The 24137-nt window shown below is 38.6% G+C and carries 18 protein-coding genes; 6 read left to right on the top strand and 12 right to left on the bottom strand.

Annotation, left to right across the window (positions count from 1 at the left end):
• Window positions 1-40: 40 nt before the first annotated feature.
• Window positions 41-397 carry a hypothetical protein gene (locus tag GD597_RS02205; RefSeq protein ID WP_171606178.1) on the bottom strand — a complete coding sequence of 119 codons (357 nt, stop codon included), beginning with the start codon at window positions 395-397 and terminating at the stop codon, window positions 41-43.
• Between the two features lie 365 nt (window positions 398-762).
• A complete protein-coding gene (locus GD597_RS02200; RefSeq protein ID WP_171606177.1) occupies window positions 763-1608 on the bottom strand; it encodes a hypothetical protein in 846 nt (281 codons plus the stop codon).
• Window positions 1609-2017: 409 nt separating this feature from the next.
• Here GD597_RS02200 and GD597_RS02195 point away from each other — a divergent pair, with 409 nt between their 5' ends.
• On the top strand, window positions 2018-3421 hold the full coding sequence (locus GD597_RS02195; RefSeq protein ID WP_171606176.1) for a T9SS type A sorting domain-containing protein: 1404 nt from the start codon (window positions 2018-2020) through the stop codon (window positions 3419-3421).
• Window positions 3422-3726: 305 nt separating this feature from the next.
• Here GD597_RS02195 and GD597_RS02190 read toward each other — a convergent pair whose 3' ends face one another.
• From GD597_RS02190 to GD597_RS02165, 6 genes are all read right to left on the bottom strand, one after another.
• The gene (locus GD597_RS02190; RefSeq protein ID WP_171606175.1) at window positions 3727-4131 is read right to left on the bottom strand and encodes a (R)-mandelonitrile lyase; all 405 of its coding nucleotides are present in this window, start codon (window positions 4129-4131) and stop codon (window positions 3727-3729) included.
• Between the two features lie 10 nt (window positions 4132-4141).
• Window positions 4142-5326, bottom strand: coding sequence for an NAD(P)-dependent alcohol dehydrogenase (locus tag GD597_RS02185; protein ID WP_171606174.1), 1185 nt, complete (start codon window positions 5324-5326; stop codon window positions 4142-4144).
• A gap of 43 nt (window positions 5327-5369) precedes the next feature.
• Window positions 5370-6032, bottom strand: coding sequence for a carboxymuconolactone decarboxylase family protein (locus GD597_RS02180; RefSeq protein WP_235954161.1), 663 nt, complete (start codon window positions 6030-6032; stop codon window positions 5370-5372).
• A gap of 107 nt (window positions 6033-6139) precedes the next feature.
• Complete coding sequence (locus GD597_RS02175; protein ID WP_216368496.1) at window positions 6140-6481, bottom strand: cyclophilin-like fold protein; 342 nt, start codon at window positions 6479-6481, stop codon at window positions 6140-6142.
• 386 nt (window positions 6482-6867) lie between these two features.
• The gene (locus GD597_RS02170; RefSeq protein WP_171606171.1) at window positions 6868-7743 is read right to left on the bottom strand and encodes a helix-turn-helix domain-containing protein; all 876 of its coding nucleotides are present in this window, start codon (window positions 7741-7743) and stop codon (window positions 6868-6870) included.
• A 317-nt stretch (window positions 7744-8060) separates the two neighbouring features.
• Entirely contained in the window at window positions 8061-8783 is a 723-nt protein-coding gene (locus tag GD597_RS02165) for a head GIN domain-containing protein (RefSeq protein WP_171606170.1), read from the bottom strand.
• Between the two features lie 173 nt (window positions 8784-8956).
• Between GD597_RS02165 and guaA the strand changes: the two genes are divergently transcribed.
• Window positions 8957-10492 (top strand): glutamine-hydrolyzing GMP synthase, encoded by a 1536-nt coding sequence (guaA, locus tag GD597_RS02160; protein WP_171606169.1) that lies wholly within the window; start codon window positions 8957-8959, stop codon window positions 10490-10492.
• A gap of 80 nt (window positions 10493-10572) precedes the next feature.
• On the top strand, window positions 10573-11766 hold the full coding sequence (locus tag GD597_RS02155) for a hypothetical protein (RefSeq protein ID WP_171606168.1): 1194 nt from the start codon (window positions 10573-10575) through the stop codon (window positions 11764-11766).
• A 114-nt stretch (window positions 11767-11880) separates the two neighbouring features.
• Here GD597_RS02155 and GD597_RS02150 read toward each other — a convergent pair whose 3' ends face one another.
• A complete protein-coding gene (locus GD597_RS02150; protein WP_171606167.1) occupies window positions 11881-12570 on the bottom strand; it encodes an HD domain-containing protein in 690 nt (229 codons plus the stop codon).
• A gap of 230 nt (window positions 12571-12800) precedes the next feature.
• Between GD597_RS02150 and ppdK the strand changes: the two genes are divergently transcribed.
• From ppdK to GD597_RS02135, 3 genes are all read left to right on the top strand, one after another.
• The gene (gene ppdK / locus GD597_RS02145) at window positions 12801-15626 is read left to right on the top strand and encodes a pyruvate, phosphate dikinase (protein WP_171606166.1); all 2826 of its coding nucleotides are present in this window, start codon (window positions 12801-12803) and stop codon (window positions 15624-15626) included.
• Window positions 15627-15988: 362 nt separating this feature from the next.
• Window positions 15989-16795 carry an alpha/beta fold hydrolase gene (locus tag GD597_RS02140; protein WP_171606165.1) on the top strand — a complete coding sequence of 269 codons (807 nt, stop codon included), beginning with the start codon at window positions 15989-15991 and terminating at the stop codon, window positions 16793-16795.
• 4 nt (window positions 16796-16799) lie between these two features.
• Entirely contained in the window at window positions 16800-19442 is a 2643-nt protein-coding gene (locus GD597_RS02135; protein ID WP_171606164.1) for a PKD domain-containing protein, read from the top strand.
• Window positions 19443-19687: 245 nt separating this feature from the next.
• Here the strand turns inward: GD597_RS02135 and GD597_RS02130 are convergent, their stop codons facing one another.
• The 3 genes from GD597_RS02130 to GD597_RS02120 form a co-directional block, all read right to left on the bottom strand.
• Window positions 19688-20938 carry a glycosyltransferase gene (locus GD597_RS02130; RefSeq protein WP_171606163.1) on the bottom strand — a complete coding sequence of 417 codons (1251 nt, stop codon included), beginning with the start codon at window positions 20936-20938 and terminating at the stop codon, window positions 19688-19690.
• A gap of 167 nt (window positions 20939-21105) precedes the next feature.
• On the bottom strand, window positions 21106-22287 hold the full coding sequence (locus GD597_RS02125; RefSeq protein WP_171606162.1) for a glycosyltransferase: 1182 nt from the start codon (window positions 22285-22287) through the stop codon (window positions 21106-21108).
• Window positions 22288-22653: 366 nt separating this feature from the next.
• Complete coding sequence (locus GD597_RS02120) at window positions 22654-24129, bottom strand: O-antigen ligase family protein (RefSeq protein WP_171606161.1); 1476 nt, start codon at window positions 24127-24129, stop codon at window positions 22654-22656.
• Window positions 24130-24137: the final 8 nt, after the last annotated feature.

Raw genomic sequence — 24137 nt, 5'->3', positions numbered from 1 at the left:
CCGCCTATTGCCAATGTGCTGTTATAGCCTATTTTTCTTGTCAGTCTATTGAGTAAAGTTGTCCCCATGTGCCCATTTTCATATCTTTTTTAAACTCTTCACCAATTTCATATTTTCTGTAAACTTCAAAGTCCTTCAGTTTCTTGTCGTACGAACTTATAAATTTTATTCTATGTCTGAGTCTGCCCCACTTAGTAGTACTTTCTGAATAGTCAACAACTGTCCCAACAACTAAAACATCTTTTGATTGTCCACAATATGCGTTTGTTGTCACGATAGTTGAAACTGTCATGCCTACTAAAATAGCTGAAACTATTCCCGTCAAAGTTACTGTAGTGAAAAGGTCTTGAAATACTACTTTTACTTTCGAGTTTGTCTTTGGATTTAGTTGTCTCAAATATTTTACATAAACTATAATAGACCCAATAGCCGATAATAAAACAATTGGAATAAAAAAATTATGGTAAATGAGTTTCAATGATGTCAGTGACTCGAAGTATTTTATCTTAAAAAACGGAAACGAAATATAACATGCTATAAGCACCATAATTCCAATTGTCTTTGTTGTCGAGCTTAATTTCATTTCTATTATGTGTCGTATCCTAAAATTGGCTATAACGTTTTGGCGGTTGGCGAAGAAGCGGTTTTAGAAGCACTAAACTTTCTTTCAGCACTGAACTTGATACGAAGCACAAAACTTCATTTAAGCACTGAACCCGCTTTTTTGCAAAACGCCTGTTACCAGTAGTTGTTTTTCGTTCGTTAGTCATCAAGTCCATATTTTTCTGTGTAATTTTCTCTTTCTTTAAAGTATCCAGTTTGTTTGTCGTAAAGAAACACAAATTCTACAGGAATTTTCTTGAATGGGTTGTCAACCGAATAAGTTATGGTCTTCCCGTTTATTGTTTCGCTGTCAAACCAGTCTCCATTTTTTGATTGTCCTTGAATAAGCACAATTGTTCCGTAAAATGAAATGTCATTGTAACCATCATTGTTGAAGTCTTTTACTTTTAAAGTCAACTCGTTTGGTTCGTAAATTCTATTGTCTTGATGAGCGTCATAAGTTCTAATGGCGTAGTCAAAATAACCTTCATAAACATTTTCTAATGTGTCTGCCGAAAATTTATAAAGTTCGTGTCCACCGTTTCCCTTGGAAGTTCCAGTAACTATAAGTAAAAACGGATTTTCATTTTTAAAAATCTCAACAAATTCAAATCGTTGTCCCGATAAAGTTTTTACAAGTTTACCGTCTTTCGTTATGAGTATTTGATATTTCCACGGAAAGGCTGCACCAGAACCGTCACGGTAGTCATACTCAATAAAAAACAAATCATTGTCAGAACCATAAATTTTCACTTTCTTAAATGTCGTGATTTTCTCGTTTGCCTTTTGAAATGAACTTTCGTCAACTTCAAGCTCGAAAATTTGTCGTAGGTCAGCTATGAATTTGGTCGTGTCTTTAATTGTCGGAAAGCCGGCAACTTGTTTAAATATTGTATCAGTTATTTGAGTTTCTGTCACAGTTGATTTTTCGTCTTTTGGTGTCTGTTTGTTAGAGCAACCAAAAGTCGTCAAAGTCAAGATTATCAACGTGAGTAGTGTTTTCATACAATTACTGGCAACTCAAATATATACGAAACTTGCCAATAATAGTAGCGTATATTTACCTCTAAAAGCTGGATATACGCAAGTGAAATAGCTACCCAAGGTAAAAGTTGCATTACTTGTTACAGCACAAGAGTGCGACGCAAGAGAAGTTGCATAGTGCTGGTTTGCAGGGCTACAAATATGGCTGCTTTATTTGCTTGAAGTTGATTTCTTAATTCTTTATTAAGGCATTCATAATAAGCAAATAGTAATAGTGTAAAAATCTGTAATACCTTTCAACCAAATGCTTATTATGAAAATTTCTGCTGCTGTACTTATTTGTTTAATAATTTGTTGCACCACAAGTAGGGCAAAAGCTCAAACCTTTTCAGCAAGCATAAAAGGTGCTACCCTTTTTTATGATGTTACAATGGCAAAGAATAATGACTATTTTTTTTCTTCTACCGTACAGATTGGTGCTACATTTAAGTATCATATTTTTTGCAGCAGGTTGGATAAATCAGGTATACCCAAATGGCAGAAAATATTTACTACCAACTATTATTATCCACAAGTAAAAATGCTTGGTACAGCAGATAATGGAGTGCTAATTTTTATAAAAGACCGTGTTGATTCTACCAACCTGAATTATGGTCTACTTATTAAATGTAATGGCGATGGCGATGTGCAATGGGCCAAAAGATTTCAGGTAAAAGACAACCAATTTATTTACCCCGTGCATATGCAGGAAACCTCATCAGGTGATTTTGCGTTGCTATATGATACAAAAATTGACGATATTTTTGCCAATAATAAACCTCAAATATCCATTTTTAGCAGGGCGGGTGATTTGATTTTTCAAACCGGACTGGGCAACCTTGGTTTTGTTGGCAGGGGAGACAGTTATTATTCCTCTGTATTTTCCATAACGAAAAAGGGGGACTTTTTAGTAGGGGGAACTCACAATTATGTTGATTTTGAAAATTCTTCAAACACCAATCTTATTAAGATAAACAGGGATGGTGCGGTATCGCTAAGGGAAGTTGCAACGGAGGGTTTATACGATTCGGGCTGGCCGCTGGAGGTAACAGAAAAAAACGGCAAAATAACTATGCTGGGTGGGTACAGCGCATATACCGGCTCTTCAACGGGTTATAAAAATTTATATACTTATGCCACAATTAATGACAGTGCTACCATCGCCGACACCAAAATGATAGATTATGACCCGCTGGTATTACAAAAAATGGTAAACGACGGTGTTATAAAGTTTCCTTCCTATGGTTTTGGCACTTTAATTCAAAAAGGCAAAAGTCTAGCCACAGCTACCAGATTAACTGATGGATATGAGATTAGAAAATACGATTCTATTGGGAGGATTTGCCCTATATACGAATTACCTCAGATTAACCTTGCGGCAACAAATATACAATTTGAGGTTTTAAAGCTGCATGTAAACAAAAGAATTGATACCATTGTTTCCCTGGTTGATTATATTGTACCTGTAAGAGATACAACTTTGTTTGTTGTAAACTGCAATGATGCTGTTGCACAAGCAGCAATAACGCAAAACATTGTTGGAAAAAGCATTGCGCTTACACTTTATCCCAACCCAACAATGGACTTTACAATATTGCAATTACCTATTGAGGTTACTTCAAGTGTTTCAGTTGACCTATTATCATTAGATGGCAGGATTGTTTATGCTTTCAAGGAAACATTAATGGCGGGCAGTTACACAAGGCGCATTAATACGGCAGATTTAACCACTGGCCTTTATTTTGTACGCGTTACTATAAACGGTAAACAGCAAGTGCTTAAGCTTATTAAATAAAAGACTACCACTTGCAGGTACAAGTGATGTAAACTACCATATTCGCTTAGAAATTCGCTATGGTAAAAGCTGAAATGCTTGCAGCAGCACAAGAGTGCGACGCAAGAAAAGCTGAATATTGATGGTTTGCCTGGCTACAAATATGGCTGCTTTATTTGTTTAAGTTTATGGCATTGGGTAAAAACAAGCATGCCTGCATGCGGCAGCGTATTGGTTGCCGGCAATAGCAATTTTAGCTGATTAAGGAAACAGCGATTGCCTATGTATTACCATTGTGGGAGCCTGCAGTACGATCAAATGCATCATTATTTTTCGTTTACCTTTTGGTAATCCTCGTTTAAAACTGGTTGCAACCAGGTTACCTGCACATCTTCCTCGTAATTGGTGATAGCAATATGCACCATTTTATGTGTAGCCGTTGCGCCATGCCAATGCTCGGTGTTTTCGGGAATATTTACCACGTCGCCTTTGGTTATTGGTTGTGCCAGCTTTCCTTTTTCCTGATAAAAGCCATTGCCCTCAATTACAATTAACACCTGCCCTTTTGGATGCGTGTGCCAAACAGTTCTTGCATTGGGTAAGAATGTTACACAGCCTACTGAAAATTGATTGTTTTTGTCTTTTGCCACCAAAGGTGTTAGAAAAGCATTTCCGGTAAACCACTCGTTTGGTAGTTGCTGTCCCTGGGGGAATATTTGGTTTGTTTCCATAAATTTCAATTTAAATAGTAGAGGCATCTATTACATAACGGTACCGGGCTTCTTTATTGACAACTTTTTTCCAGGCATCGTTAATTTCGTTGGCTTTAATGATTTGTATTTGCGGATAGATATTATTTTCGGCACAATAGTCCATTACCTCCTGTGTTTCGGGAATACCACCAATTAATGAACCGTTGAAGTTAACGCGGTTAAAAATCATGTTGAAATTATTGATGGTGAGTTCTCCGTTAATTGGTTGCCCCACCTGTGTGAAATAGCCGTAAGGTTTTACACAGGAAATATAGTTTGACATATCATACGCATAGGGAACTGTGGAAATAATATAATCTAATTTGCCAAACCAGGGCTTCAATTTTTCTGTGGCATCTACCACAATTACCTGTTTTGCGCCAAATGCCATGATATCGTTTACTTTTGAAGGAGAGGTAGTAAAAGCATATACTTCTGCCCCTTTTGAAACTGCTAATTTGATTGCCATATGCCCCAAACCACCTATGCCAACCACGCCGACCTTATCGCCCTTTTTTACTTTTAATTTCATTAATGGAGAATAAGTGGTGATACCTGCACAAAGCAAAGGTGCTGCATATTGCAATTGCATGCTGGCGGGAATTTTAATTGCAAAATACTCTGTTACCACTATGTTATTGGCATAACCGCCTTGCGTAATTCCTGTTGGCGATGTTTTTTCCGGTGAGCCGTAAGTGCCTACCATTCCTGTTGTTTCGCAATGGTGCTCTTCACCGTTTTTGCAGCTTTCGCACTGCATACAACTATTTACCATACAGCCTACACCTGCTTTATCACCCACTTTAAATTTAATTACTTCTTTGCCAACGGCAGTGACTATGCCGGCAATTTCGTGACCCGGTACCTGCGGATATTGTTGTTTCCCCCAATGCCCTTTGATGGTGTGTATGTCTGAATGACAAATGCCTGAATATTTTATTTCAATCAAAATATCATTATCGCCAATTGGCCGGCGTTCAAAATTCCATAATGCCATATTTCCCAGTTCGTCATTCCCGGCATAGCCTTTTGATTTTATATTAGTGCCCATAGAGTTTGCTGTTTTTGAGGTGGAAAATAGCTTTGTAGTTGAAGTAAGCATAAGGCCTGCACCTAATAATGCAGATTTTTGTATGAAATTTTTTCTGGTGGTGTTTTTCGGTGTTTGTTTCATGTTGATTGATTTAAACTGGTTAACTTATAAATGGTATTGCTATTTATTTTGCCATGCTGCTTAATACATCTCTGGCTATTTGTGCCTGCTGCTTGCCAATATGTGTTTCAATTATAGAAAAGATTTGTATTAATTGTGCTTGCGAAAGGCCGATATTGAGCCCTACTGCCAGGTGAAACTGCAGCTGGGGCGCAGTACCACCCATAGCTGAAAGCACTGAAATAGTTGCTAATTCACGCTGTTGATGGGTAAGTACATCCCGACTGAAGATATCTGCAAACAAATGTTCTTTTAAAAATGTATCAATGATTGGCGCAAAGGCATTGGCTCCCGTTTTTGGCCCCTTTTCTTCCTGGCCGGTAAGCGTTTGCAAAGTTTGCTTTCCAGTGTTGTATTTGTTTGCTTCATAAGGTATGGGTGAAGCATCCTCGCCTTCCACATCTATTTTTCCTTTTGCCTTTCTTTCTTCTATGAGAATCATAAAAGTGTTGATACCATTAAGGCTGCGTGGAAAACCGCAATAAGCATATAGCTGTACCAATACTTCTTTTATTTCATTAATAGTTAATCCAGCATCTAGCCCCTGATTTAATTGGGTTTTTAAATGGGGGATATCTCCCACGGCGGTTAATGCGGCAATGCTTACTATACATTGTTGCTGTACATTTAAAGGATGGCTTTCGTTTATATTATTTTGTGCATTCATTGAATTGGTGTTTAGTATTAGAAGAATCAAAAGGGAAAGCTTTAAAAAGTTGGTTTTGGCTTGCATAGTTTTTGTTTTCTTTTTAAAGTTTATTTTTAGTTAGCGTTTTAATCAGCCTCAAAAGTTATTGTAACATTTGCTGCACCCAACGCTTTAGATAAACCTGTGGAATTTTCAATTCGACCTATTCGTGTATAGCTGTAAGAGGTTGAAAAAGATTTGTAGAACAGCACCAAAATGTTTGATCCATATAACATTATATCTCCGGTTTGGATGGTTCCGGGATTTACTCCGTTATTGGGAAGGTTTTCGGGTAATTCAACATACTTTTCATTTCCATTCAACTCTTTCATTTTGAGCGTTATAGGTAATTTTGCTTTGAAGGCTTTTACTGTTGCATTGTTGTTTAATATGGCAGTAAAAACAGCATCGCCAATTATAATTTTCATGCTAGTAGTATCTATGTTTATTGTGTTATCAGGATAATGTATTTTGTTATTTTCATTAGTTGTAGTACAAGCAAACAGTTGAATGCAGCTTATACTCAATAAAAAAGCGAAGGTGATTTTCATTTTACATTTTTTTATTATTTACACAGCTGATGCATTTTGAGGTGCAACAAATAAGATGATAATAGATAGCACCAATTAAAAAGGTGTAATTATAAAAGGTATATTATTGACCCACTTTCCTTTTCTTAAAGCAGGTATTGCATTAAAAGCTATACTTTACAAAATGGCTTTTACAATACCATTTATAAAACGGATTTAATCTGCAAAAATACCGACGACAATACTACTAACTATAATGAATATCAAACCAATCATTAAGGATATCAAACCTCTTGTACCCGTAATGACTTTGGATTAGTACCTGTGTGTTTTTTGAAGAAGTTATTAAAATAGGTAGGATATTCAAAGCCAAGTGCATAAGCAATATCAGCAATGTTCCAATCGGTATGCTGCAACAATGCTTTTGCTTCGGTGATAATTCTCTCTGATATATGGGTAGTAGTAGGTTTACCTGTAATTTCCTTTACAGCGCGATTTAGGTAATTAGCATGCACATTCATGTTTTTTGCAAAATCCTGTGCTGTTTTTAACTGAAGTGGCTTTTGTGTGTCTTCAATAGGAAATTGCCTTTCTAACAATTCGAGGAAAACAGCAGTAATTCTGGATGAAGCGTTTCTGTGCTGGTCAAAATTTTCGGAAGGTTGCAGTTTTAGGGCTTCGTGAATAATTAAATTAATATAATTACGAATGAGGTCGTCTTTATACACATAATCAGTTTGTTGTTCCTCTATCATTTTTATGAAAATTGTACTTAAAAAATCCCTTTGCTGCTCTGTGATATTTAAGATGGGGGTGCCGCCAATTTTAAATAGAGGTGAATTTTGCAGGCTTTCTGAACGTTCTGATTTTAAAAACGCTTCAGAAAACAAGCAAGTATATCCAATATAGCTTGTTGAAACAGTTTCCCAGGAATAAGGGATGTGTGGGTTTCCAAAAAACAAAACAGTGCCCTGGGCATCAAAACTTTTGTCGGCGTAGTGAATAATACTTTTCCCTGTAGTTAGACAAATTTTATAAAAGTCCTTGCGGCTATAAATACGTGTAGCATTAGCATCACTTTCTATTTGGAACACATTAAAACCTTTTAGCTTTAGGTCATTATTGAAGGCTGAAACGGAACGTATATTATTGTTATGCATTACATAAAGTTATGAATTTCAAACCTTAGCTGCAAGTTATGTTCCTGTATACCAAGTGCTGGACATCTATTGATATTTATATAAAAGAGAGGCATATTTGGTTTTGTGCTTTTGGTATTTCGGTAAAAGCTGCATTACTTGTTACAGCACAAGAGTGCGACGCAAGAGAAGTTGAATATTGTTGGTTTGCCGGGCTACAAATAGGGCTGCTTTCTTTGGCTGGGTTTATGGAATTGGGAATGGGTAAAAATACCAATGCCACTTTGCGGTAGCGTTTTGGGCTTTTGCAAAGTGGCATGGGTGAATGCGGAATATTATTAGTCAATTTTTTTGATATTACCGCTGCCGGCAATTTCCTGTTTTACGCTGGCATTGCCTTTATAAAACACATCACCACTACCGGCAATGTGAATGTCGAGCACATTTTCGGCAAATACCCTTGCATTGCCGCTGCCGGCAATATGAATTTCTACATTTTCGCTTTTTAAATTTTCGGCTTTATAACTGCCTACGCCGGCAATTTCTAATTTGGTATCTTTTGTTTCGCCTGAAAGCGTGATATTACCGGTGCCGGCAATATTAGCTTTTACCTCCGGGGTGTTGATATCGAGGGTAATATCGCCGCTGCCAGCAATTTCTACTGAAAGATTGTCCCTGCCGGAGAATTTTCCCTGACCGGTTACATTACCACTTCCGGCCACCGCTACAGATTGTAGCTTTTTGGTGGTAACAATTACTTTGATTTTGTTATCGGAGGAAAGATTGTAGTATTCTTTGGGGCGTATTTCGAGGTGCCCGTCTTTATCTTCTGTAACAATATAAGGCAATAGGTTTTCATCGGCTTCTACGATTACACCGGATACATCACCCTGGATGATCTGGATATCGAAATCGCCATAGGTTTCAATATGGTCGGTATTGCTTACCTCTCTTTTTTCGTTGGCAATATGGCCATTGCCATGCACCGTTTTGTTTAAGATGTTATTACAAGACGCCAGGGTAACGATGGCTACCCCCAGGAACAGATAGATTTTTCTCATGTTGATTGCAGTTTTGGTAGTGGAAAATTATAGAAATGTTGTGAAACGATGGCAGTTAAGTTCTTTAAGCGGACAAAATCCAATTTAACCGCAACATTTTAAAATTCTATTACCTTCGCAGCAATTTTACAGCCTGAACACCAGGCATTTTACTAAACATTTTACACCTAGTTATGACTGAAAAAATACTTATTCTCGACTTTGGCAGCCAATATACCCAATTAATAGCCCGTGCAGTTAGAGAAGCAAATGTATTTTGTGAGATTATTCCCTATCATAAACCCTTTGTTTCAGACAGCAGTTTAAAGGGAATTATACTTAGCGGTTCGCCTTTTAGCGTGAATGAAGAGAAAGCACCGATGGTGGATATTGCGACTCTTATTAGCCAATTACCTGTTTTGGGTGTTTGTTATGGCGCACAACTTACGGCAAAATTGTTTGGGGGAAGGGTTGACAAATCGAACAAAAGAGAATATGGCCGAGCTAAAATGAACAGACAGACCACTGATGCGCTTTTTGAAGGTGTGGCCGAAGATTCTCAGGTTTGGATGAGCCATAGTGATTCTATTACCCAATTGCCTGAAGGATTTGAGTTGCTGGCTACAACGGATAGTATACCGGTGGCTGCTTTTAAAAAATCGGGCAGTGAAACACAGCCTTTATATGGGTTGCAATTTCATCCGGAAGTGTATCATTCGGTGGAAGGCAAGAAAATCATCAGCAATTTTTTGGTAAATATTTGTGGTTGTAAGCAAGACTGGACACCTGCTTCTTTTGTTCACGAAACAGTGGAACAACTAAAAAAGCAAATTGGTGATGCCCATGTGATAATGGCATTAAGTGGTGGTGTAGACAGTACGGTTGCCGCTACCCTGATTAGTAAGGCGATTGGCAATAGATTACATGGCATTTTTGTTGACAACGGCGTATTGCGTAAAAATGAATTTGAGCAGGTTTTAGATACCTATAAACAATTAGACCTGAATGTTAAGGGCATAGATGCCAAGCAATTATTTTATGATAAGTTAAAAGGCCAGTCTGACCCGGAAACCAAACGCAAAATTATTGGTGGATTGTTTATAGATGTATTTCATGAAGAATCGAAAAAAGTGAGTGGTGTGAAATTTTTAGGACAAGGTACTATTTACCCGGATGTGATTGAAAGTGTAAGTGTGCATGGACCATCGCAAACGATAAAATCGCACCACAATGTGGGTGGTTTACCCGATATTATGCACCTGGAACTGGTAGAACCTTTGCGGTTCTTATTTAAAGACGAAGTAAGAAAAGTAGGCAGGGAATTGGGTATTCCGGCAGAAATGATTGACAGGCATCCTTTCCCGGGCCCGGGACTTGCCATTCGTATATTAGGTGATATTACCGAAGAAAAGGTAAAACTATTACAAGACGCTGACCATATTTACATACAGGGATTAAAGGATGCGGGGCTATATAGTAAGGTTTGGCAGGCAGGTACCATTTTATTGCCGGTAAAAAGTGTAGGTGTAATGGGTGATGAAAGAACTTATGAGTTTACGGTGGCATTACGTGCAGTAACATCAGTAGATGGGATGACAGCGGATTGGGCACACCTGCCCTATGAGTTTTTGGCTGATATGAGTAGCAGTATTATAAACAATGTAAGAGGCATTAACCGCGTGGTATATGATATTAGCAGTAAGCCACCGGCAACCATAGAATGGGAATAAAAGCAACAAAACCTATTCTGGCAATATAATTGTATACCTATTATACCATTGCAAAAAATGCGGATGGAATAACTTTTACAATGAAAAGAAGAACTTATATCTACCTGCGCTATTGTTTACTGATAAACCTTGCTATTTTACTATTTGGCAGTAAGGTTTTTGCGCAAGACAATAATAGCGGGGTAAAAAAGGTGGTTATTCTGGCACCATTATATCTGGATTCTGCATTTGACGATAACGGCTACAAATTGGGGAGTACCAATATTCCTAAAATGTATTTACCGGGGCTGGATTTTTACAATGGGGCTATGATGGCTGTTGACTCATTGCAAAAGGAAGGTATTGAGATGGAAGTGTGGGTGTTTGATACCAAGAAAACTGGAACAACTCCTTTACAATTATCACAGGAAGTAGAAGCGGTACATAGCGAGTTGATTATTGCTTCTTTTACCAATTCAGTTGAGCAAAAGGTATTTGCGGAATTTGCTTTTAACCATAATATTCCATTGGTTTCGGCTACTTACCCCAATGACAATTATATAAGTGCCAATCCGTTTTTTTTGATGATAAACAGTTCGCTGAAAACGCATGTTGAAGCGATGTATAAATACCTGCAACGCGCTTACCCGGTAGCAAAATATGTGTATGTGACCAGAAAGGGTATATTGGAAGATAAGATTCAATCCATGTTTACAGAAGCTGGTAAAAAGACCTACCCTATTAATTATAAATCAATTTTAATGCCGGATGATTTTACGGCAGCACAACTATTACCTTTATTGGATAGCACCAAACAGAATGTTATTATCTGTGGCAGTCTGGATGAAAAATTTGGCAACTTATTGCTTAAAAACCTGGAAAGCGCCAACAGCTATCCTTGCACCGTAATGGGGATGCCTACCTGGGATGGTTTAAAGCCTGCTTTTAGGAATGCCAATGATAAAATGGAAATAATTTACTCTACTCCCTATCAATTTAATAAAGCAGATATAGCCATTGTGAATATTACAGATAAATATAAATCTACATTTTTTGCAAGGCCTACTGACATGGTGTTTAAGGGATTTGAGAATATGTACCATTTTAGTAAGTTACTGGTAAAATACAATGGGGATATACTGAATAACCTTTCTGATATTTCTTTTAGAATTTCTAATAATTATCGATTTGAGCCGGTAAAACTGAGCATTACCTCGCAGGTGCCGGATTATATTGAGAATAAAAAGCTCTATTTTATTCACGTGGCAAAGGGCGTGGTAAAATCTGTTAATTGATTTTAGAAAAAGGCTCCTGCCGAATAGCAATTCCGGTGTACAAGAGTGCGACGCAAGTAAAGTTTAATTGATGTAACTACTGCCTGGCCAATAAAAAAAATCTGGCAAAAAGGGTTAACGCATATCACTTTCTACGGGAATGGGAAGATACAGGCCCAGTGGTTTGAAGTATTTTTGCTGAACAGTATTATAAAACCATATTACATCGCTTATATTGGCGTGGCCGTGGATATCAGCCAATTTAAAAATGAGCAGGTACATTAGGCCTGCTCCATCACGGTTGATAATTTTATCGTTTAATTTTTTCCATTTCTCCAGACCAGGTATAATGCCTGCTTCTTTATATTGGCGGTAGAGGCCGTAGGAAATATCGTGTTGTTCTATACACCAGTACATACGTTGCTTTTCGTCTTCAGGCAATCCGGCATACTGGCCAAATATTTCCATAGCGGCATAAACACTTACAATGGAATGCCTTTTAATTACCAGCTTTTGATTAAGGGGATGGATGATGTGCAGCATTTTATCGTGCTGGGTTTTACCAATATCGTGTAAAAGCGCTACGAGCAGCAATTCCTTTTTAACGGTTTCCTTATCCAGCCGGAGGTCTTCCAAGGCGCAAAAAAGTTCAGCAAAAAAGCCATAATTGGTTTGGGCAAAAATTGCTTCAATATTTTCTGCTACAGCCAGTAAATGATCAGTTAGCATAATACCGCTCATATTACTGTAATGGCTATCTATACAGCAGCTTGCTTTATGCCACCAGCCCGATTTTTTTACCATATCAATTAAATCCAACATCATCAAAATTCCCCGTTATGCTATTTATTTATTGTAAACCTGCAATATACTATACTAATATTATAGACTGACTGAAGTATACAATAAAAGCTTGCACTGGTAACAAATATTGCCATCTAAAATTACAGGAAAGGTATGGCCATAATATGACCAATGATAGCAATAAGTATGATGGGCGTCATTTTAAAAGGTTCCAGGTGAGAATACATTTATACTTCAAAAATATAAACGCTATGCAAACATTAGAAATAACCCCAGCCGCAGAAGAATTACTGCTGGAGGATGCGCCTCATCAATTCGTATTTTCATTTCATGAAGGAAACGGTAAAAACAAACAACTTTTAGGTGGTAAAGGTGCCAACCTGTGCGAAATGACACAAATTGGCCTGAATGTACCTCCGGGGTTTGTTATTTCAACTGAAGCCTGCTTAACTTATTTGGCCAGTGCTGACAAATCTTTGCCAGCTGGAGTAATTGATCAGGTGGTAGAAAATATGAAAGCAGTTGAAATTGCTACCGGCAAAAAATTTGGGGATGCTGAAAACCCATTGCTGGTATCTGTACGTTCTGGTTCTGCGCTTTCTATGCCTGGTATGATGGATACTATTTTAAATCTGGGTCTTAATGAAGATACCCTTCAGGGATTATTGAACCATACAAAAAATGAAAGATTTGTTTTTGATGCCTATCGCCGTTTTATTCAATTATTTGGCAAGGTGGCATTAGGTGTACCCGATGCAAAATTTGACGAAGTATTTGAAGCCCAAAAACATAAAGCTGGCGTTAAAGTAGATATTGGCCTGAGCGCTGCTGATTTAAAAGAAATTAGCCGATTATTTTTACAGGTTGTAAAAGATGTAACCGGCAAACCTTTCCCTACAGATGTTTATGAACAACTGGAAATAGCTATTAAAGCGGTGTTTAACTCATGGACAGGCAAACGTGCTGTTGACTATAGAAGAGAGTTTAATATCACCCCTCAAATGGCAAATGGTACTGCAGTAAATGTGGTTGCCATGGTATTTGGTAATATGGGTAATGATAGTGCTACCGGTGTTGCTTTTACCCGTGACCCAGGTACCGGTGAAAATATTTTCTTTGGAGAATATCTGGTAAATGCACAGGGCGAAGACGTGGTGGCCGGTATTCGCACCCCAAAAGCCGTGATTGAATTAAAAACAGAAATGCCTTCCCTTTATCAGCAACTGGAAGAATTAAGAAGCAAACTGGAAACACATTATAAAGAAGTACAGGACTTTGAGTTTACTATTGAAAAAGGCGTTCTGTATTGCCTGCAAACCAGAAATGGTAAAATGAATGCAACAGCCATGGTACGTACATCCGTAGAAATGGCTAAAGATAATATCTTATCTAAAAACGAAGCTTTGTTGCGTATTAAACCGGATATGCTGGAGCAATTATTGCACCCTCGTTTAGATTCCCTGCATAAATCTATACCATTGGCACAGGGCTTACCTGCATCGCCAGGTGCTGCATCTGGTGTTTGCGTTTTTGATGCAGACAGAGCAGAACTTTTAGGCCGTGCCGTAGAAAAAGTAATATTGGTGAGGGAGGAAACAAAACCAGAAGACATTCACGGATTCTTTGCCTCTCAGGGTATTTTAACCAGCCGTGGTGGTAAAACTTCACATGCAGCAGTTGTTGCCAGGGGCATGGGTAAACCATGTGTGGCTGGCGCAGAAGGTATTGAAGTGGATGTAAAACTACGCCAGGCCCGTATTGGCGAAAAAACCTTACACGAAGGAGATTATATTACCATTGATGGCGGTACCGGCTATGTATATCAGGGTGTAATTCCTACCGTTGACCCAACTTTTAGCGATGAACTTAAATTGTTGCTTACCTGGGCAGATGAGGTTGCCAAATTAAAAGTGTTTGCCAATGCAGATGATCCTGATGCAGCTAAAAAAGCCCTTACTTATGGCGCAATGGGTATTGGCCTTTGCCGCACAGAACGCATGTTTAATGCCTCTGAACGTTTACCAATAGTGGTTGAAATGATATTGGCCAATACCGAAGAAGAAAGAAAAGCCGCATTGGATAAATTGTTGCCAATACAAAGACAGGATTTTAAAGATATTTTGCTGGCAATGGCACCAAGACCTGTTACTATTCGTTTATTGGATCCGCCAATACATGAATTTTTACCTGGCGAAGACGAATTGAAAGAAGAATTAATACACTTGCGCCATTTAAAAGATACTGCAGCCGGTGTATCTAATCTTACCAATAGCTTGCGTTTATTACATGCGGAAAACAGTATGGGAGCCCTAACTGCATTTCCATTTAACGATAAAGGCGTGGAACTGATTGACCAGGCCATAGTGAAAAAAGAGCAAATGCTTAAAAAAGTGCATGAGCTGCATGAGGTAAACCCAATGCTGGGTCACAGGGGTGTAAGGCTTGGTTTAACCTTCCCCGAAATTTACAAAATGCAAATAAGGGCAGTACTGGAAGCCACTGCAGAATGCCAGAAAGTACATATTGATGTGCGCCCCGAAATTATGGTGCCACAGGTTTGTACTGCAGAAGAACTGGTGCGTGTAAAAGCCTATGTAGAAGAAATAAAAGCCGAAGTGCAGGCACAACATAATGTTACCCCTGTATTTAAATTTGGCACCATGATAGAAGTAGTTAGGGCTTGCATGGAAGCCGGCGAACTGGCCAAAGAAGCTGCTTTCTTCTCTTTTGGTACAAACGATCTTACACAAGCTACTTTCTCTTTCTCCAGAGAAGATGCTGAAAATAAATTCCTGCCATTGTATGCTGAGAAAAATATCCTGCATGACAATCCTTTTGAAGTACTGGATACCAATGGCGTAGGTAAATTAATGAAAGTGGCCGTTGAATGGGGCCGCAAAGAAAAACCTGATTTAAAAATTGGTATCTGCGGCGAACATGGTGGTCAGCCAGATTCTATCCGCTTCTGCCATCAATTGGGTTTAAATTATGTTTCCTGTTCAGGCCCACGTGTACCTGTTGCCAGGTTAGCAGCTGCACATGCTTCATTGGGCGAAGCCAAAAACGCTTCTCTCTAATAACCTGAGGATAACCATAACAACCGTATTACCAATCAGCAATGATGGTAATACGGTTTTTTGTTGCCAGATATTGAATCAATGGCATCGCTGTTTGTTGCGTATTTGCTGCTTTGCCACGCAAACGCCCCACTTGTACCTTCGGGGCAAAGGGGCGGCAGTTTAAGAATAAATATTAGTTTTATTTATCAATTATTACATTCAAATACCAGGTATTCCATGGCTGTTTGGCGAATAGTATTACTACAGCACAAGTGTGCGACGCAAGTAAAGATGCCCAATGACTTATTGCCTGGCACATAAAAATGTATTTACTATCTGCAATTGCTGTTTTAATGGTGCTATCTGCCTATTTTTGAGGCATGGGCAAATTTCTTGACTTTCATGGAGCATCCATTTATTATCGCATAGAAGGCAGCGGGCCCGACGTGGTATTAATTCATGGCTTTGGTGAGGACGGAGATATTTGGCAACATCAAATTGCTTTTTTAAGCGCCCATTGCAGGCTTATTATACCCGATTTACCGGGAAGCGGCACATCAGTTTTACCTGAGGACAGCACCGCAGCCAACGAAACAGGCTATTTCACAGCTATTATTGCGGCTATTTTACAAGCAGAAAAAATTAACACTTGTGTTGTCTTAGGCCACAGCATGGGTGGTTATATTGCATTGGATTTTGCAAAAAAGCACCGCGATATGCTCACCGGTTTTGGCTTACTGCATTCTACCGCATTTGCCGATAGTGCAGAGAAAAAACTAAACCGCCAAAAAGGTATCGAACTGATTGAAAGCTATGGCAGCTATTCGTTTCTAAAAAATACGATCCCTAATTTATTTGCAGATACTTATAAAAAACAACATGCTGATAGCGTGGCTACATTGATAGAAAAGGGAAATAATTTTAGTAAAAAAGCGTTACAGCATTATTATACAGCTATGATGAACAGGCCCGACAATACCGAAGTTTTGCGAAACAACGAATTGCCGGTTTTATTTGTCATTGGTACCAACGATGTGGCAGCACCTATGCAGGATTTATTACAACAGGTGCATTTACCAAAAATGGCCTATGTAACCATTTTGGAAAATTGTGGTCATATGGGTATGTTGGAATCAACCGAAACTTTTAACAAAGCCCTGCTAGCTTTTATTACCGGCATTAATTAAGGGAATGAAAAAATATTTATTACTGATACTGGTTTATTGTTGTGTTCTTGATGTAAAAGCCACCCATATTTCGGGTGGGGAATTGTATTATGAATATATTGGCCCCGGCGATTTACCCAATACTGATAAGTATAAAATTATCATGTTACTTTATCGGGATTGCAACTCTATTGGTGCAGAATTAAATAGCGAATCGGTAAATATTGGGATTTATCTGGCCTCGAATGGAGTTAGACAGTATTCATTGCATTTAAACAAAGAATGGGTATCTCAGGATCCGCCGGTAATTCAAAACAGCCCAAATGCTGTACCCTGTATAATTGGAGATAAAGCAGTTTGTTTTCAATATGGGCGTTTTAGCAATATCATAGATTTGGCCAGAAATCCTGATGGTTATCTGCTTTCCTGGATAAGATATAGCAGACAGTTTTTATCGAATGTGGACTATACTGCTTACCCCGAAAGATCCATCGGGGCAACATTTACCACCAGTATTCCCGGGGAGGGAGAAATTGGAACTGGTACAAATAACTCGGCTAAGTTTAGTGAAGGAGATACCGCATTGGTTTGCGCCAATAGAAATTTTACTATTGACTATAGTGCTAAAGACAAGGACGGCGATTCGCTGGTGTATTATTTTTGCTCAGCTTATGTTGGGGGCGATAGTACACAACCCAACCCTCCCCCACCAAATTTTATTGACTTAAATGATGTAGTATATAAGGTCCCCTATTCAGGCGGCAGCCCATTGGGGCCTGGTGTTACTATTGACAGAAAAACCGGTCTTATTTCTGGTAAAGCCCCCGCTGATCCGGGAAAATATGTAGTAAATGTTTGTTGCGAAGAATGGAGAAATGGGTTAAGACTAAACATACATCATAAGGACTTTATTTTAAAAGTAGGTAGCTGCGATATACCGGAAGCAATACTTAAACCAAGTTATATTACCTGTGATGGGTTTAACCTGATATTTACCAATACCTCTACTTCGGGGCTTATTAATTCCTATTACTGGGATTTTGGAGATACTACCAGCAATGCCGACACTTCATTATTACCCGAGCCATCTTTTTCTTATAAAGATTCAGGTACCTACTTTGTAAAATTGGTTGTAAATAAGGGAGAAAAATGTTCAGATTCTACTATTGCAAAAGCTTTGGTTTACCCTGGATTTATTCCTGATTTTGAAGTAACCGGCAGCTGTGCCTTAAACCCATTTACATTTAGGGATTTAACTACCTCCCAATATGGCGTGGTTGATTCCTGGTTCTGGGATTTTGGTGATGTTGGTACACTGGCAGATACCAGCAAACTAAAAACACCGGTGTACAAATATTCCTCGCCTCAAACGGCGGATGTGACCCTAATGGTAACCAATAGCAAAGGCTGCCTGGATACATTGGTCAAAACCATCGTTATAGCAGATAAACCCGATGTTATACTGCCTTTCAGGGATACACTTATTTGTATAATTGATACTTTGCAGCTTCATGCATCTTCCACATCCAGTTCAGCAGTATTCTCCTGGACGCCCAATATAAATATTGACAGAACTACAGTGGCAGACCCACTGGTATCTCCTCCATCTACAACCACTTATTTTGTTACGGTAAACGATAAAGGGTGTATTAATACCGATTCAATTATTGTAAATGTAGTTTCAGCTGTACAGCTAACCATAGGCAACGATTCTACTATTTGCCTTACAGATAGTATTCAATTAAAGCCCCAAACCAATGCACTCTATTTTGCCTGGAGCCCCGGCACTAATTTCAGGGATAGTACAGAAGCCCAACCATTTATATTACCAACAGCCGCCACAACCTATCAACTAACGGCATCAATTGGTAAGTGTACCGCATTGGATAGTATCAAAATAAGTGTTGTGCCTTATCCCAAAGCCAGTGCCGGTGTAGATACCAGCATCTGTTTTGGTAAAACAACCCTATTACAGGCCAATATAACAGGTTCGCAATTTAGCTGGTCGCCCACCAATTCTTTACTTAACGAAAACACATTAACGCCAACAGCTGGCCCGCAGGCAACAACAAGCTATATACTTACCGTTACAGATGTTTTGGGTTGCCCCAAACCCAGCTTTGATACGATTGTGGTAAACGTGATTCCTAAAATACTGGCATTTGCAGGTAACGATACGGCAATAGTAGCCAACCAACCTTTACAACTTAACGCTACTGGCGGCACAGTATATAACTGGAGTCCAATAACTGGGTTAAGTAACCCCAATATTAGCAATCCCATTGCCATATTGGGCCCTGAAAGAGATACCATAACTTATTTTGTAAATGTGGGTACTTCAGTTGGTTGTAATGCAACAGATAATATTAAGGTAACCATTTTCAAAACACTACCGCAGTTGTTTATACCCAGCGCATTTACCCCAAATAACGACAGGTTAAACGATATATTAACCCCCAAAGTAGTGGGTATGCAAAAATTCAACTATTTCAAAGTGTTTAACCGTTGGGGGGTGCTTATGTTTAGCACGTCGGAACAGGGCAAAGGTTGGGACGGCATGTATGGCGGTATAAAACAAGCCAGCGGTACCTATGTTTACATGGCTCAGGCCGTTGATTATTCAGGTAAACTCATCAACCAAAAAGGTACGGTAGTATTAATAAGATAAGCTAGTATTAACCCGGCAATAGTACAAATGGCAACGCCACTTGCGTCGCACTCTTGTACGTTCAGGTGTTATGGCAGCAAGTAAAACAGGCTTACTAAAAATGTAATACGGATGATTTTAAAAACTGTAATCTTTCCTAAGATAGAGCCCAATAAATAATCCAACAGTACAAGAGTGCGACGCAAGTACAGCCGACATTTATGATACTGCTTGTATCACACAATTGCATTTTGCTTTAAATTTTTTTAGCCTGAGAACTGGTGTTTTTTTACATAGGCATTCCAGGCTATTTCCCAAAAATATTCCACCCGGTTTTCCCATGCATTAACGGAGGCGGCTTGTAGCCTTTGTTGCTTTATGGCAGCACTATTATTGTGTATGGCCTGTTGTATATTCTGCAAAAACACATCATGATTATCAGACAAATAAATATGTTCTTCAAAAGAGGCAATATCGGCTGAAAAATTGGTGGTAACAACTGACATGCCAGCACCCAGGTATTCATTTATTTTTAGCGGATAAATACCCCTTGTTAAGCCATTACATTTAAAAGGTATTATGGCACAATCAAAATACTGCAAATAAGCCGGCAATTGATCCAGTTTTTTGGGGCCGGTAAATACAATATTTGAGATGGCATCCAGGTTAATATCGGTATTTTCCTTGTCTTGCCTTGGGCCAACCAATACGATGGTTTTATCGGGATTGGCATTGGCAATTTTTACCAGTAATTCATAATCTATACGCTGGCAAACTGCACCGGTGTAGCCAATAATGGGTGTGGTAATTGCCTGCAACTCAGTTGGTTTTGGCAGCACTTTTTCAATGGCTGTTTTAAACAAGGTAATATCCCCTCCATTGGGGAAGTATTTAACCTCTTTACCAGCTAAAGCACTTATATTTTTACATAGCTCAGTAGAGGTTGCCATAGCCATATCGTAATGTTGCACACATTCGGTTTCACGGTAAATACCATGCCGGCGGGTGTATTCATTTATTTCTCCAATGGCATCCCTGCTATGGTAAACGCTTAGCGCCGGTTGCAGGAAGCTATTGATATTTGACAGAAAAGTGGGGTTAAACGAATTAATAAACAAGTAATTGCTGATACCATTCTCGGCAACAATTTTTTTAACCAGGCTGGCAATTTGCCTGCTGTTATAATTACTACCGGCATTGTACAACATACCGGGAGATAAAAAATTAATCGGTATAGTTGGCTTTGGTGTAGAACCCTTTAAATAATCTGGTTGTCCGGGTACCTGTACCAAATAATCTTTGCCCCACAACAAGGCATTCATTCTTCTTTTTACGGTAGGTTGTTTTCTTTCCCGCCAAACATCTGGCCAGGTATAGGGATAGTCTATATAATATACAGGATTGTTTCTGCTAAAAACCTTTGCCAGTGCAAGTGAGGCAGAAGAAATATCGCCATCCCATCTTGACATGGTAGTGATGAATACGGGCAGTTTTTCAAAAGTGGATTTATCTAACATGAAATATGTTTTAGCGTTGAATAAGTAAGCAACTGCTGACCTATAATTTTTTTATGTCTTTTTTGCTTAATTGCTTTTTGGCTTTAATTCGAAAGCCGGCAATTAGGCCCACCACTAAAAAGATTAAACAAGGCAATGCTACTGTTCCCCAGGGCATAAAAATTTGTTTAGTGTTCTACCTCTTCGTGAGGTGTATGAATAAATTGTTTCCGGGCCTGCCCAATATGCAACATTGCTTTAAACATAGAAAACAAAGCAGAAGGAATTTGCAAAAAGGCATTTACCAAATTGCGGTTATACCAGGCAGCAGGTATGCCCATTAATAATGCCCAGGCCAATGCTACAAATAATATTATGGTAAACACCAATAATGATGGCGCTAACAACCAGGTAACCACCAGCCATATCAGCAGCAGTAATACGAGCATTACCCTAGGCAAAACATAGGTTTGAAATACCTTATTAAAAAAGGCAATATTGCCTTTAAATAGTTGTACCCAACCTTCGGCAAAATATTTTTCCAGAAACTCTACCTGCATGGCCAGCCAACGACTTCTTTGTTTACTGAATACTTCTGATTTGGCAACTTTTTCATCGTAAACAAATGATTGATCCAAAAAGGCAATATCAATTTTCTGACGCATTAACCGGAATTCCATTTCCTTATCCTCCCCTGCTGTTTCGCCCATATTTTCCAATAGCTGCAAAAACAAAGGCCACTCAAATGCCATACCACTGCCAATTAATGCAGATGGTAACCCAACAGCTACGTGGCCACGGCGGAAAATATGGTTATTAATTTCTTCGGTGCAGGCATCCAGCAAAGCAAAAGGTGTTTGAAAGTTTTTAGCGGTTCTATGCCCTTGCACCACACGGTAACCAGCTTCAAAAGCATTGTTTACTGCATGTAAAAATCCTTGCGACATGCGGTTATCTGCATCCAGAATTACCACAATATCAACCGGGTTTTCCTGGGTAGCTTCAATGGCTTTTTGAATGGCTTTACCTTTGGTGCTTTTTTCAAAACTTACTTCTACCACTTTTATGGGTAATGCTCTTAATGTTGCCAATGTGGCTGCAGAAAAAGAATCGGCGATGATGACCACTTCAAATTTATCTGTAGGATAGTTTTGTGTAACAGCCTCTCTTGCTGTGGTAATTATTACCGCATCTTCTTTATAACCAGGAACAAAAATGCGAATTGTACGTATTTTTTGTGCTGCCGGAAAAACCCTTTTTTTAGCTAGTTTGCCAGCCAGTGAAAAAAACAGCAGATATATTACCTGAATAGTGATATAAGCCGTTACAATGTAAATAACAATGCTTAAGATGGATGTAAGGATGTTCATAGAGCGATGTTTAACATTAGGATTGAAGATATTGGTTTGGATATATATATAAACTTACATAAAAACGCTGATCTAAACTATGATTTGGTTTGGTTTTTCAATTAATTTTTATTGCATTTATACTTCATTTATTCAAGTTATGATACCAGCTTTATAACAAATGGCATCATCGTTGCGTCGCAATCACTTTATCTGTATAACATATGGCACCAGGCAAAGTCATAAACCAGCAACATACTACCTGATAAAAACGTAATTGGCTGCATAGTATTGCAGGTGTACAAGTGTGCGACGCAAGAAAAGCTGCATTTATGTTTTTTTGTCTGGTTAATAATTGGTTTTAAAATCTATTGCGCCCCATTTTAATTAGGTTAACAATTTTATTTCTTCATCAGCTGAGGTTTTTTTTGGCACCAGAGGTGTATCCCAACGGGTACTTAACCACAATAAAGGCCAGCTGGTATACGTAACAATGGAAGTAGGCATTTGATTAATTACCTCGTTGCCATAACTACATAACAATACCCCGGCAAAACCTGCACATAGGGCCGCCAGTTTGTTTTGTAAAACAGGATCCCGGGTGTTCCATACTATTCCAACCGATTTACCTAAAATATACATCATCATACTAAGCCAGATAACCAGGCCAATGATGCCATACTCTGCCCATACTTTTACAAAATAGCTATCAGGCGGAATACTGTTGATGGGTATTTTTTTATTGTATTTTATACCCCATATGCCAATGGTACCAATTCCATAACCAAAGGGTTTTGTACTCAAATAATTTTTTAAACGCTCCTGGTTAACCAAACGTACTTTCAAAGAAGGATTATCGGGGTTTAAGGCCGATCTAAGCCTTTGAATTTGCCCATTACCACTACCAATTGAAGTGTATTTTAAGCCACCATAAAACATTGCACCAATTACACCTCCAATTATAAGGATATTAATTTTTTTACTTAAAATCAGAAATACAAAACCGCCACCCAGTAAGCCAAACAATGCACCTCTTGTACCAGAGATAAGCATTCCATATAAAATAATAAAACCCGATATTAGGTAAAAGATTTTCATTTTTGTGGGGTGAGGTCCCACAGCCAGAATAATACACATTAATGCCATGATAGCCTGCGCAGCACCAAATTGGCCGGCATCCGTATAAAATGAGAAAACCCTTAGTTTACCAAATAATATATGTGTACGTTTGGCACCGGCGTCCAGCCAGGCCCTTTCTGCATCGCTTACGCCAATGTAAAGTTGTTTTATGCCGTACAAAGCAGAAATAAGAGAAATGATAATGACGAGGTGAAAGAAGAAATCAAGATCGGATTTCTTGTTAAATACCATAAATGCGAGTGGTACAGAAAGTACCCAGTACAATGTTGTAGAACGCATTTCATAAATCCATCCATCAATACTGGGCCGTTCGGGGTTTCCAATTTCCAAAACTGTTAATAAGAACCATGCAACGGAGATAAAAACCAAATCGTTTTTTAAATGCCGGAACCTGAATTTTTCCCCCCTGTGAAATATAAGTGCCAGCCAGGTTAATATCATCAACCCATCCTGACCCAAACCAAATGGCACTCCATCAAACTGCCGGGCCAAACCGGCCTGCATATAACAAAAAATTATGGTGGCAATATAACCCGCTTTGGGATAAGAGAAAACCAATACTACAAACCCAACAATAAAAGGTAACAACATTAAAACTGATGCTATAGTGATACCCTTTACTGCAATAAGCCAGCCCAGGTATACCGCTAAAAGTGAGCCACATACCAGCCAGTAAAAATTTATTTTACGTTCATTTACTGTATAAAATAAATCGTCTTTCATTCCCTTAT

The organism is Limnovirga soli, from assembly GCF_013106755.1.
Classification (GTDB): Bacteria; Bacteroidota; Bacteroidia; order Chitinophagales; family Chitinophagaceae; genus Limnovirga; species Limnovirga soli.
The sequence above is the reverse complement of the archived record's forward strand: the minus strand, read 5'-3'. Positions and strand labels throughout refer to the sequence as shown.